The following is a 12,764-nucleotide window of genomic DNA, read 5'->3' on the forward strand; positions in this document are numbered from 1 at the left end:
TCAGGTTCGCTTCGTTTTCGCTTACAGGAATCCGATCGAAATCCAGGGTATGAACGCGACCAATAGCAGGCCGATCAGGAGCGCGACCAGGTAGCCGGCGATCGGCCGCAACCCTTCGTCGGGATGCACCTTGCTGATCGCGCAGGCGGCATAATAGCCGACGCCGAACGGCGGCGCGAACAGCCCGACGCCCATCGCCAGGATGATCACCATGGCATAGTGCACTTCGTGCACGCCGACCTGCCTTGCGATCGGGAACAGCAGCGGCCCGAACAGGACGATGGCCGGTATGCCCTCCAGTACGCTGCCGAGCACGACAAACGCCAGGATCGATACCAGTAGAAAGGTCGGTACGCCGCCGGGCAGCCCCGCCATCGCCTTGGCCAGATCGCGCGAGAACCCGGACTGTGTCAGCGACCACGCCATGCTGGTGGCGGCACCGATGATGAGCAGGATCGCTCCGGAGAGCGCGGCGGTCTCGACCAGCATCGGGTAGATGCGCTTCCAGTCGAACTGGCGGTAGATCAAGAGGCCGGCCACCGCCGTGTACGCGATGCCGATCGTCGACACCTCGGTTGCCGTCGCGACGCCTTCGATGACCGCGGCGCGGATCACGAAAGGGAGCGCGATCGCGGGTAGGGCGATGATGAAGGTGCGGCCGATCTCGCGGGCCGAAGCGCGCGAGACGTGCGAGAGGTCGTCGCGGCGGTTGCGGCGCCAGACCACCACGCAGAGGATCGCGCCGACGACGACGCCGGGGAGCAATCCGCCGGTGAAGAGCGAGGCGATCGAAACGCCGGTCACCGATCCGATCGTGATCAGGACAAGGCTCGGAGGTATCGTTTCGGTTTGTGCCCCGGTCGCGGCCAGCAGCGCGACGAGTTCTCCCGGCTTCGAGCCCCTGGCCTTCATCTCGGGAAAAAGCGCCGGCGCAATCGCGGCCATGTCGGCGGCTTTCGAACCGGAAATGCCGGAGACCAGATACATGGCGCCGATCAGCACATAGGACAGGCCGCCGCGCACATGTGCCAGCAGGCTGGCGAGAAAGTTGACCATGGCGCGGGCCATTCCCGTCATCTCGATCAGGAGCCCGAGAAAGACGAACAGCGGAACCGAGAGCAGGATGAGGTTGGATATCCCTTCCTCGATGCGGCCGACGACGACCACGATCGGGGTCTGGGTGGTCAACGCCTGATAGCCGAACGTCGCCAGCCCGAAGGCGAAGGCGATCGGCACGCCGGCGAAGACCAGGCAGGCCACGATACCGACGAAGAAGACCAGAAGATTGAGGTTACCGAGATTTTCCAGCGCCGGCTGTAGCAGATAGAGCGCGCCTGCCACGGCCATGCTGCCGAGCAGGGCGCTGGCGACATGGCGCCAATGGCCGACCGCAAGCAGCCTGACGACGGCGACAGCAATCATGATCGTGAAACCGCCCGGCAATGCAGCCGCGCGCCATCCGTCGGAAATCTGCATGGCCGGCGTCGTGACGGGAATCTCGTCGGCTGCGAATTCATAGGCTGATGGAAGGATCAGCAACAGGAACGTCAGCCCCGCGACCACCGCGACGACGTCGAGCGCGACACGCATCGGCGGCGAGAGCATGCCGACGAACGCGGTCATGCGCATGTGCTCGGCGCGGTGCAGCGCCATCGCGGAGCCGAGCATCGCCAGCCAGAGGAACAGGGTCGAGGCCAGCTCGTCCGACCAGATGATCGGATGATGGAAGACGTAGCGGGACACGACGCCGCCGAGCAGAACCAGCACCTCGATGACGACGAGCGCCGCGGTCGGTGCCGCGATGGCCAGGCCGAGCGCACGATCCAGCTTGCGCAGCGTGCCGGGGCCCGCCGAGGCCGAAGTCTCCGATTGCGCCGGAGCGGTCTGCGGCTCGGCCGCCTCGGCTGTCGTCACGGCGGTCAAGCGAGGCTGCCGGAATATTTCTCCAGCACTGCCCAGGCCTCAGTACCGTATTTCTGCTTCCACTCGGCGTAGAAGCCGGCTTTGGTCAGCGCCTGCCGGAACTGGTTCTTGTCCGGACGATTGAAGACGAGGCCTTTCGCCTTGAGGCTGTCCTCGAGCTCGACATTGAGCCGTTCAGTCTCGGCCCGCTGCTTCTCGGTCGCCGCCTCGAACGACCTGGTGATCAGCGCGAGATCCTCGGCGGGAAGCGACTTGATCCGCTTGCCGTTGGCGATGATCCACAGCCCGTCCCACATATGCTCGGTGATCGAGCAGTATTTCTGCACTTCGTAGTATTTGCCCGACTCGATGATGGTGAGCGGGTTCTCCTGACCGTCCACGATCTTCGTCTGCAGCGAAGAGTAGAGCTCGTTGATGGTGATCGAGGTCGGCGACGAGCCGAGCGCCGTGAATAGCGAGACCCACACCGGGCTCGGCGGCACACGCATCTTCATCCCCTTCAGGTCCCCAACGGTATTGATGGGACGGTTGCTCGTGGTGATGTTGCGGTAACCGCTGTCGAGGATTTTCGGGAAGGCGTAGATGCCGACCTTGTCGAGGCCGGCCCGGATGCCGGCACCGAGTTCGCCATCCATCGCCTGCCAAACATGCGCATAGTCGCTGAACGCGAACGCCATGCCGCTGATGCCGGCGATCGGCGAGACGACCTGCATAGAGATGCCCGAGGCCGTCATCATGTCGAGCGCGCCCGAGCGGACCTGGGTCAGCATCGCCGCGTCGGAACCGAGCTGCGCGTTCGGGAAGAACTGGATGTCGATGCGCCCGCTCGACTGCTGCCGGATCTCGGCGCAGGCCGCTTCCATCGCCTTCGATGACGGGTGACTGTCGGCGAACTGTCCGCCGACCTTCAGGCTGAGCTTGCCGTTCTGGGCGAGCGAGGGCGCGGCCCAGATCGTAGCCATCGAGCCGATGGCGGTTGCCCCGAACTGCCGTCTGTTGAGCACCATTGTGTGTCCTCCAGCCTTGTTGGTTGTTTGATGCCGCGGATCAGGCCTTGTCGGCCCTTGCGAACTCGGCGAGCGCGTCGATCGCGAGTACGTAGCCGGTGGCTCCGAGCCCGGCGATCACGCCGGTGACGCCGTGTGACATCAGCGACTTCTGATACATCGGCTCGCGCTTGTGGATGTTCGTGATGTGAACCTCGATCTTCGGTCCATCGAACATCTTGAGCGCGTCGAGCAGCGCGATCGAATGGAATGAGTATCCGGCAGGGTTGATCACCACCCCAAGCTTGGTGCCGCGCGCTTCATGCAGCCAATCGATCAGGCTCGCTTCCGAGTTCGACTGGCGGAAGTCGACATCGAGCCCGTGCTTGCGTCCCTGCGCGACGCAGCGCTGCCTGATGTCGTCGAGCGTGTCGCGTCCGTAGATGTCGGGCTCGCGTACGCCGAGCAGGTTCAGGTTTGGCCCGTTCAGGACCAGGATCGTTCCAGCCATCCAATTCCTCCCGATCCCGCCGCCGGGATCTCAATCTTCCTTAATCACCAGATAAAATAAAAATCAACAGATGTTTTCATTTTTACTAGGTGAGATAGATTGTGCTATAGACGGGCCATGGCGTCGTTTTCCCTTGCCGCATTGACCGCCCTCGGCCTTTCGCCCGTACCGCTGGTCGAGGTGGCGGCTGCCTGCGGCTTCGAGCAGGTAGGTTTCCGCTTGCTGGCGGCGACGCCGGGCGGCGTGGCTTATCCGCTGATGGATGATCCGCAGCAGCTGCGCGAGACGAGGTCGCGGCTGGCGGCGACCGGGGTTCGCGTCGCCGATCTGGAGGTCGTCGCTTTCAGGCCGGACACGTCGGTCACCTCGTTGGAGGCCTTTCTTGAAACTGGCTGTGAGCTCGGCGCTCGCCACACATTGGTCGCGGCTTACGATCCGGACCTCGTGCGGTTCACGGATCGGTTCGCCGAATATTGCGAGCTGGCCGGCCGGTTCGGGCTGACGGCCGATCTCGAATTCATGCCGTGGACCTACGTCCCGGACCTCGGCACGGCGCAGCGCATCGTGGCGGCGGTTGCGCACCGAGCGGCCGGCATCCTGGTTGACGCACTGCATTTCGACAGATCGGCCGGGCGTCTTGCGGACTTGCAGCGGATCCCGGTCGAGCGGCTGCATTACTGGCAGATGTGCGACGGTCCGGCTGAGCCGCCGTCGTCAACCGAAGGCCTCATTCATGCGGCCCGGGAAGAGCGCATGTTTCCTGGCGAAGGCGATATCGACCTCATCGGACTGACCAGGACCATGCCGGACGACATCACCGTCAGCGTCGAGGTCCCGACCGTCAGTTTGGCCAGGACGCTGGACGCCGAAGCACGGGCGCGTCGCGCCTTGCGCGGAGCGAAGGCCATCGTCGCCGCCGCGGCCATGAGTTGAACGGGTGAAATCGCATGTCGCTTCTGGGTAAGGCAGCCGTCGCCATGTGGTGGAGCGTCAGCCGCGAGCAGCGCTCGGAGTTCGGCGATTGGCATTCGCATGAGCATTTTCCGGAGCGGATGAGCATTCCCGGCTTCCGCCGCGGCTCGCGATGGACCAGCACGCTCGATCCGGACGGGTTCTTCGTGCTGTACGAGCTGGAGCAGTACGAGACCCTGACGTCGAAGGGATATCTCGATCGCCTCAATGCCCCGACGCCGTGGTCGACCAAGATGATGCCGCATCATCTCAACATGGTGCGCAGCCAATGCCGCATCGTCGCGAGCTTCGGCGGGGGCATCGCGACGTCGCTGGCGACGATCAGACTGTCTCCGCTGGCAAACCGGGCCGCGGAGCTCGAGCAGGCACTTGGCGAAACACTGCAGGACCTCGCCTTAAGACCGGGGTTGACCGGCGCCCACCTCCTGATCACCGACACGCCGAAAAGCAGCGCGACGACCGAACAGCGGATCCGCGGTTCCGATCGTGCGGCCGACTGGATTGTTCTTCTCTCGGGTTATGATCCCGACGTGGTGCACGGCGTGATCGCGAACCGGCTTTCTGTTGCGGCGCTGCACCTTCAGGGTGCCGAAGGGGAGTCCGCGACGGGACACTACCGGCTCGCCCTTACGATGACGCCGCAGGATGTTGCTCCGACGTAAGTCATCGCGTCCCCTGAGAGTGCAGGAAAACTCACCACTCTGCTCAAACGAACAATCTGGACGTCCTGACCGCGATACCTGTTTGTGCTACGCCATGTGGTGACCGGCGGCCTGACCTCCGTCGACATGGAGAATTTCTCCCGTCACGAATCCTGCGCCGTCGAGGTAGACCACCGCGTCGACGATGTCGGATATCTCGCCCATCCTGCCCAGCGGGTGAAGTGCTGCCAGCGCCTGGTGCGCCTCGACCGGATGCATCGGGGTCTTGATGATCCCCGCAGACACGGCGTTGACGCGGATTCCGGTCTTTGCATATTCGATGGCCAGCGCCCGGGTTGCCGCGTTCAGGCCTCCCTTGGTGAGAGAGGCGAGCGCGGACGGCACGCCGCTCATCGGCTGGTCGACGAGACTCGTCGTGATCGTGACGATATGACCGTGGTTCTGCTTGCTCATCAGCTCAAGCGCGCGCCGGGTCATGTGGAAAAAGCCGGTCACGTTGGTCGATATGTAGGCGGCATAATCATCCTGCGAGTAGGCCGTGAACGGCTTGGCCATGAATATTCCGGCGTTGTTGACCAGTGTGTCGATACGGCCGAAGCGTTCGAGCGCCGCTCTGAAGACGTTCTCCGCCGTCTCCGGGGCGGCGACGTCGCCCTGAATGGTGACGACATTCTCATCGGCGGCCGGCTTGATCGAGCGTGACGTTGCAACGACGCGGCAGTTTCGATCCCTGAAGGCCTGAACGATGCCGGCGCCGATGCCCTGCGATGCTCCGGTGACGACGGCCACTCTGTGCGCTGTGCTCATGATCTTGTCCTTTCAAAACCCTGCGGCCGGTCCGGCTACGCCGCGCCGCTTGCGGCCAGCGGGCTGTAGTCGTCGCGCTTGAACAGCATGTGCAGTTGTCGCCGCCGCACGCCGATGTTGCCGCCGTCGAAGATCGGCAGCGCCAGCGCGTCCTGGAGCAGGCTGCCGAACGGCGCTTCATGATCGTAGCTGTCGATGCCGACCACGCGCATCAGATCCGTGATGACACGCACCGCTGCTTCAGAGCCGTAGATCTTGGCCTGGACCGCGAGCTCCTCGGCCGCCGGAGACTGGGTGTCGAGCGCGTGGCAGGCGCGCCAGCTCAGCGTGCGGGCCGCTTCGATCGTGGTCTTTGCGTCGGCGAGGGCGTATCCGACCGCCTGGTGCTCGATGATGGGGTGAACGCCGCCGCGCTTCTCGGTGCGGGCAAAATGCAATGCGAATGCGAAGGCCGCACGCATCAAGGCGACGCCGAAGATTCCGACCAGCGCGGCGGTGCCCGTGAAGGCCGCTGCCGTCAGCGCGAGGCCGCCGCCCTGTTGTCCGAGCAGATTGTGGTGCGGCGCCGCGACATCGTTCAAGCCGAACTGCGGTACGAGGTGCGCCCGATGACCGAGCGTGTCGATCGCGCGTTCGAACACGAGGCCGGTCGCCGGCCGTTCCACCGCGATGATCGAGATCGCCGCTTCGGGCGGTGCCGCCGGATCGGTCCGGCACACGACGGTCAGCAGATCCGCGCCGTCGCGATTCCAGCCCGTGGCGGAGGATACCCATTTCTTGCGTCCGTTGATGATCCAGTTGTCGCCTTCGCGCCTCGCCGTCGTGCGGACGCCCTCGCCGGGCGGCGGCGAGGCGGCGTTGGCGCTGCCGCCCGGTTCGCTGGAGCAGAAGGCGGCGAGCGGCGCGCCGGCGGTCTTCAGGAACGGCGCGAGCAGCCGCTTGCATTGGTCGGGTGTCCCGCCGAGCAGCAGCGGCAGCAGGCCTAGCACGCTGCCGAGCATCGTCAGCGTGACACTGGGATTCACGCTGTAAAATTCCTCGGCCAGGATCGCCATGTCGGTCAGACCGGCGTTTTCGCCGCCCGCCGGCGCCGGGATGCATTTACGCAGATAGCCGGCCGCAACCATCGCCTCATAGGCGGGCCTGGTTGCGAGGAAGCGCTGCTCGGGCGTTGCCAGCACCTCCGCCGCCCTGGCCTCGGCCAGCACCTCGGCGGCGAATTTGCGGGACGTGAGCTGCAGCTCGCGCTGCTGCGGCGTGAGCGTGAAATCGATCGCCATGATGATGCCCTCCGGCCGAGGTGCCGGCCGTTCGGGCTATCGCTATCGCGGCGCGATCAGAAATTCTTGGACGGCAGCGCCAGATTTCTTGGCCGGGAGTGAACCGGATCCTTTCGGCGATTCAGCCGGCGGCGGTGCGGCGGAACTCGCGCGGGGCGAGGCCGTTGTGGCGCTTGAACAGGCGGTTGAAATGCGAGATGTCGCGGAATCCCGCGGCAAACGCGATCTCGGCAATGGTCTTGTGCGCAGAGTTGCGATCGAGCAGCTCGCGCGCGCACATCGTAATCCGCTTCTCGTTGACGTGCTCGCCGACGGAGCGGCCGGTGCCCGCAAACAGGCGGTGCACATAGCGCTCGGAGCAGCGGAATTTTCTGGCCAGCGCCGGCGCGCCGAGCTCGGGGGCGTGGCTGTGACGGTCGATATGGTCGAGCATCATCGAGAGCAGCACCGGCGTGTGGACGCGCTCGGCGGGCAGGTCGGTGAGCAGGTCCGGCGCATGCGCAATCAGCTCGGCGACGTGCGCGCCGACCATCGTCGATGTTCGCGCGAGTTGACGGCCACTCAGGCAGAGCTCGGCGTAGCTCGCCAGCGTCCGGGAGAGGGCGCGGCCGGCTTCGGTCGCCGACAGCGCGAGCCGCGGCCGATCGAACAGTCCATCCGGCAACAGCCGCCGCGGGACGGCAAAGCAAAATAACTTGAAGTCGTGGCGGTGGGCGATCTCGAACGGCTGTGTCGTATCCGCCAGCGCCAGATCGCCGGGCGCGCTCAGCTGCTCGTGGCCGCGCTGCGTGGTGCGTCCCAACCCTTCGAGCTGCAGGTTGACGAAGCAAAGATCCTCCGTGCTCGAAGCGATGTGCGAGGCCAGCCGAAGCACTGTGTGTCCGCTGGCCCTGACCAGCGATATCTGGAGTGGAGCGGCGTCGACCTTGCAGATCGTACCTGCAAAGGACTGCTCGGTAATTCTGCGCGGCTCCAGCCGTACGAAGGCGGCCGCGAGGTCGTCGGCCCAACTTCCAAAGGGCTGATCCGGACGGGCCGGCCTAGTCGACCATTCCATGAGCACCTCGAACAAGCTGCATCTGCGAAGGGCCCAGCATGCGAAAGGATATCGCCGGTGAAACGGGCGGTCAAACTCGGCCGCCGGCACGTCCGGTCACGGTGAGTTGTAACGCCGCCAATGGCTGGCGCTGGCAGCCGCGCCGACGGCTATCTTGCGGAGCGGAAGCTGCGGCAATCCCTGATCACGTCGGCGGATGACATGGTCTGAAGGCCACCGACATTCTCGATATTCGCGCGATTTGCGCTGAAGATGCCGTTGATCTTCTCGGATGCCGCCATGTCGGAGCTGAAGCGGTATTCCAGCCCGGTTTCGAACAGCGATACCCGCAGGTCCTTCTGCGAGACGAGCTCGACGATCCCCGGCAGCTCCTGATCGTTGAAGTTGATCCAGCCGGCGATGCCATCGGCATGACCGGTGGTCACGATCGACCGGTCACGGCTGCTGAGCGTCACCGACGTCGCGACCTCGCGGCCTTGCGCGAGGGCCTTGAGGCGTTCCAGCTCGGAGATCGGCGGAATGACCTCGAGCTCGAACTGCTGGTCCGTTTTGGAATCCGCCTTGGGACACGTGAGCACGAAGGTGTTGCGGGCGGTCTCGCCTTCCTGGGCGAAGCGGCGATAGATGCGCTTGTCGGTTCTCAATTTATCGACGCCGTTGATGTGCCAGAGGAAGTGAGCGCGCCACTGCGCCGGAACGGCGAACAGGCCGGGGAGGGTATGCTCGACGAGATTGACCGCCTCCAGGCAGGCTAGCGTCAGTCCGGTGGTCTTGATCGATTTCGCCATCCGTTCGGCGGCGGCGTCCATCAGCTTGATGTAGCGTCCGCCCGGCATGAAGTCGGCGGTCTTGTATCCGAATTTGGACAGCGTCGGATCGAGCGATCCGTTCGGATCGATCATGCTCTTGCTGCATTTGCCGCCGGCGATACTGAACGCAATCAGCGCATTTGCGGCTTGCTCGGGATCCAGCTTCGGTGAGCCGGCGGCCGCGGCCGATCCGGATACGAAAAAGACAATGATTACGGCGATCCAACGCATGCCCATCTGCCCCCAGCCCAATGCAACATTAAGTAGCAAGCGCGTCCAATATAGACTGTGATCTAGATCACGGCAGGATGATGCGCAAGCTCGCCTTCGCGCCGGCGCGCGGTGTCAGTGTCGCCGGCTGCGAAGGCGACTTCAGGAGATCGGATCCGCGACACGCCTTAAGCGTTGTGCGCGGTCTTCGGCGGCAAGATGCGGTGGGTGATTTGCACGTTGAGCTGAGCGGCGGCTTTCGCCGCGATCGCCAGCAAGCGCTGTGCCTTGTCCGGCAGGGGATGCCTCGTCAGAAGGTCGATCCGGATGGTCTTTCGCAGCGCCTCCGGCCGGACTTCATAGATCTGGCCGCTCTGAATGAAATCGAAATACGCATTGAGCTTGGCTTGCAACGCCAATAGATGCTGCGCTTCGTCCGACCAGTCCCAGCCATCGAGGATCGCCAGGGAAACTGCCGAGCCGTCCTTTTCGGTGCCGATCGCATCGATGACATCCGCCTTGTCCAACGACATCAGTCCGCTTCCGCCCTTGCTGCGCACCCGGCAGGGTGGATGGAAGCGTCGCGCCGGGTCAAGGACCGGCGCGCCTGGCTTCGCGCTCGCGCTAGAACTTCTGCGTGATGCCGGCGTAGAAGCCGCGGCGGGGTCCGAATTGCGGCGCGAACACGCCGATGCCGGAGCCGTCGCGGATCTGGTAGACGGAATCGAACAGGTTGACGATGTCGAAGCGCACGGTGGTGGGCTTGTTCGGGGCGACGATGTTGAAGTCGTGCGAGACGCCGACATTCACCTGGGTATAGGGCGGCACCGTACCGGTATTGGCAAAGCCGTCGCGCAGGCCACTGCCGTAGATCAGCGACGCGCTGAACTTGGTGTCGTGCCATTGATACCAGCCGCCCACCGAGGCCGTCAGCGCCTGGGCGTGATCGGTATTGACATAGTTGTTGGCGATAAAGGCGAGCTCGTCCGGATCGAACAGATACTGGTTCGAGACCACATTGGTGGCGACCTGCCGCGCGACGGCGACGTTGCCGTAGAGATGCAGGTTGTCGTGATCGTAGCGCGCGGTCAACTCGACGCCCTCGTTGGTGCCCTTGGCATAGTTGAATGCGGTCAGGACGTAGGCGGCGCCGAACTGGCCGTCGTCGAGCAGGTCGGTTGCGATCTTGTAATAGGCGTCCATGCCGACCTCGAGGCCGGGGATCGCATAGACCTTTTGCGTGACGCCGACGTCGAACACGTGCGAGCGCTCGGGCAGTACCGGGTCGTTGGCGGAGACCGCAGGCTGCGCCGTGGTGTTCTGCACCAACGCCAGGTTGGTCGGCGCGGCCAGCACCTGCTCGGGCGGCGTGAAGTTGCGCGCATAGCCGGCATGGAAGGTGGTGCCCTCATAGGGCTTCCAGGTCAGGCTGATCCGCGGGCTGAGCTGGTTGGCGTCGACAAACTGCCACATCTGGTCGAAGCGCAGGCCGGCGTTGAGCGTGAGCTGGTTAGTGATCTTCCACTCATCGGCGACGTAGCTGGAGAACATGTAACCGGTCTTGGTATTGGAATCGAACACGCTGAAAGGTGCGTCGACCGGGTTGCCGGCGTCGTCCAGCGGCAGCACGGTCGAGCCGTTGTTGACCAGCGAGCGCTCGGCGCTGACCGAGAAGCCGAACTTGAGCGTGTGCGCGAAACCCAGCCGGTAGGACGTGTCTTCCTGGATGCCGTTGATGTAGCTCTGCCGGTAGACGTCCGACGCGACGCCGTTGAAGACGAGGTCGCCGACCGGATCGGGCGTGAAGTGCAACTGGCTGTAGCGGTTGAAATAGGCGATCTGGTAGTCGAGCCCGTCGGCCGACTTCTGGTAGGCGACGACGTTGAACTGGTTGAACTCCTGCTGCCGCTCGTTGAGCAGCGCGGAATCGAAATTGGAGACGCCGAAAGCGGTGAACGCAGGCGGCTGGCCCGGATTGTTGGGGATCTGATAGTTGCCGTTGGAGACGCCGCCGATATAGGTCAGCCGGCTGGTCGGATCGATCGCGGTGGAGATATAGGCGAAACCTTTCTCCTGGTCGGTCCGGTCGTGAATTGCATTGTAGGCCGGCGTCGGATTCTCGATGCCGACATCGCTGCCGAAATAACGCCCCGAAACGTAATACTGCGTCTGTCCGATCGTGCCGCCATAGTCGACGCTGGTCGTGAACGTGCCGTGGCTGCCGCCATAGACGCTGACGCTGCCGGAATTGTTGAAGGCGTCGGCCTTGGTCTGGATATCGAGTACGCCCGCGGTGCGCAGGCCGTACTGGGCGGGCAGCGCGCCGGTGATCAGCGCCATGCTGCCGACGATCCCGGTGTCGATGATCTGGCCGAAGGCGCCGACGCCGTCCGGCAGCATCACGCCGTTGATGCGGTATTGCAGGTTGGCGTGCTCGTTGCGGACGTGCAGGTTGCCGCTGGCGGCGGAATCCTGTGAGACGCCCGGTGCCTGCAACAGCGCCTTGTCCAGCGTGGTGTTGGTGCCCTGCGGAAGCGACTCCAGCAACTGCCGGCTCATCCCATAGCTATTGGCGCCGCCCGGTGCCAGCAGATTGCCGCGGGCCTGGTCAAGCCGCGCGTTCTGGCCCGCGACGGCCGCGGCTTGTTGCTGCTCGGCGGAGCCGGGCGTTGCCGGCACTGCTGCGGTCCGCCGCGCGCGGCGTGCGCTTCCGGCCGCGGCGTGCCGCCGCGGCTTTTGCGGCGCGGATGGCGCATGATGGTGCTCCGGCGCTGCCACCGTGACGTCCGGAAGGGTGGTGGCCGGCGCGGGCGCGGTTTGCGCGACGGCAGCATGGTTCAGTCCACAGAAGAGAAGCGATGCCGCGCCGATGGCGGCGTGCCGTCTGGCATTGTCTGACATGTTGATTTCCGAGTTCCTGGGAGCTGCGATCCGGATCCTCGCGAGGACGCGGCCGAACTCCCGCCGTCGATCGCCGACGGCAGATTCCGCATGGATCAAACGGCAGCCGGCGAGCGGCTGCGTTCGTGGCTCAGTCGTGAACGGGATGTCAGAGGATCGGAGGTGCGCGCGGCTGGAACAGGACCCGGCCGATGTCGACCAGAGGCGCAGTGTGGCCGGTGGGCCGATAGATGAGACCGACGGCGTCCGGCAGCGGCAATGGCGGCAGCGCCGGTGCCGGCGTCGCCGTGTTGACCATGGCGACGACGGCGCAGATCGCGCACAGGTCCGCCGCTTGATCGGAATCATCGGGGCGAGGCTGGCCGCGCGATGCGTTCTCGAAATGTGCGGCGATGGAGGATTCGATCGACCCCGGCGCGTGTTGCAGCGATGCCGCCGCCTGTGCCGGCGCTATGGCATGAAAATGGCCGAACGACAGGACGAACTGGATCGACAGCGCCAGTAGCGCCAGCCGAGCCCCCTGCCTGATGTTCGAACGAAACCACTTCATGACGGCGCCATCGCGCGTCGGGAAGGCGCGAGGCGGATGGCCCCGGCATGCGACGCGATGCCGCACACTTTCGAAATCCCGTCAGCGTGTCAATCC

Annotated in this window: 12 protein-coding genes; 2 read left to right on the forward strand and 10 right to left on the reverse strand. The window is 64.6% G+C overall.

Annotated features, from left to right (window positions below):
• Positions 1-21: 21 nt before the first annotated feature.
• The 3 genes from JQ633_RS08560 to JQ633_RS08570 are packed head-to-tail and all read right to left on the reverse strand — an operon-like array spanning position 22 to position 3,420.
• Positions 22-1,914 carry a TRAP transporter large permease gene (locus JQ633_RS08560; RefSeq protein WP_211984942.1) on the reverse strand — a complete coding sequence of 631 codons (1,893 nt, stop codon included), beginning with the start codon at positions 1,912-1,914 and terminating at the stop codon, positions 22-24.
• A 5-nt stretch (positions 1,915-1,919) separates the two neighbouring features.
• On the reverse strand, positions 1,920-2,930 hold the full coding sequence (locus JQ633_RS08565; protein ID WP_211984509.1) for a TRAP transporter substrate-binding protein: 1,011 nt from the start codon (positions 2,928-2,930) through the stop codon (positions 1,920-1,922).
• Between the two features lie 40 nt (positions 2,931-2,970).
• Entirely contained in the window at positions 2,971-3,420 is a 450-nt protein-coding gene (locus JQ633_RS08570) for a type II 3-dehydroquinate dehydratase (protein WP_211984511.1), read from the reverse strand.
• Between the two features lie 117 nt (positions 3,421-3,537).
• Between JQ633_RS08570 and JQ633_RS08575 the strand changes: the two genes are divergently transcribed.
• Together JQ633_RS08575 and JQ633_RS08580 are read left to right on the forward strand one after the other, a co-directional pair.
• A complete protein-coding gene (locus JQ633_RS08575; RefSeq protein ID WP_211984513.1) occupies positions 3,538-4,353 on the forward strand; it encodes a sugar phosphate isomerase/epimerase family protein in 816 nt (271 codons plus the stop codon).
• A gap of 14 nt (positions 4,354-4,367) precedes the next feature.
• A complete protein-coding gene (locus JQ633_RS08580; RefSeq protein ID WP_211984515.1) occupies positions 4,368-5,054 on the forward strand; it encodes a hypothetical protein in 687 nt (228 codons plus the stop codon).
• An 87-nt stretch (positions 5,055-5,141) separates the two neighbouring features.
• Here JQ633_RS08580 and JQ633_RS08585 read toward each other — a convergent pair whose 3' ends face one another.
• From JQ633_RS08585 to JQ633_RS08615, 7 genes are all read right to left on the reverse strand, one after another.
• On the reverse strand, positions 5,142-5,861 hold the full coding sequence (locus JQ633_RS08585; protein WP_211984516.1) for an SDR family NAD(P)-dependent oxidoreductase: 720 nt from the start codon (positions 5,859-5,861) through the stop codon (positions 5,142-5,144).
• A gap of 35 nt (positions 5,862-5,896) precedes the next feature.
• Positions 5,897-7,141, reverse strand: a complete 1,245-nt coding sequence (locus JQ633_RS08590) for an acyl-CoA dehydrogenase family protein (protein WP_249159024.1) — start codon at positions 7,139-7,141, stop codon at positions 5,897-5,899.
• Positions 7,142-7,262: 121 nt separating this feature from the next.
• On the reverse strand, positions 7,263-8,198 hold the full coding sequence (locus JQ633_RS08595; RefSeq protein ID WP_211984517.1) for a helix-turn-helix domain-containing protein: 936 nt from the start codon (positions 8,196-8,198) through the stop codon (positions 7,263-7,265).
• Between the two features lie 149 nt (positions 8,199-8,347).
• Complete coding sequence (locus tag JQ633_RS08600; RefSeq protein ID WP_211984518.1) at positions 8,348-9,238, reverse strand: hypothetical protein; 891 nt, start codon at positions 9,236-9,238, stop codon at positions 8,348-8,350.
• Positions 9,239-9,405: 167 nt separating this feature from the next.
• Complete coding sequence (locus JQ633_RS08605; RefSeq protein WP_211984519.1) at positions 9,406-9,777, reverse strand: DUF6572 domain-containing protein; 372 nt, start codon at positions 9,775-9,777, stop codon at positions 9,406-9,408.
• A gap of 64 nt (positions 9,778-9,841) precedes the next feature.
• Entirely contained in the window at positions 9,842-12,118 is a 2,277-nt protein-coding gene (locus tag JQ633_RS08610) for a TonB-dependent receptor (protein WP_211984520.1), read from the reverse strand.
• A 148-nt stretch (positions 12,119-12,266) separates the two neighbouring features.
• Entirely contained in the window at positions 12,267-12,734 is a 468-nt protein-coding gene (locus tag JQ633_RS08615; protein WP_211984979.1) for a DUF2946 domain-containing protein, read from the reverse strand.
• Positions 12,735-12,764 lie beyond the last annotated feature (30 nt).

This window comes from Bradyrhizobium tropiciagri, assembly GCF_018130505.1.
Taxonomy (GTDB): domain Bacteria; phylum Pseudomonadota; class Alphaproteobacteria; order Rhizobiales; family Xanthobacteraceae; genus Bradyrhizobium; species Bradyrhizobium tropiciagri_B.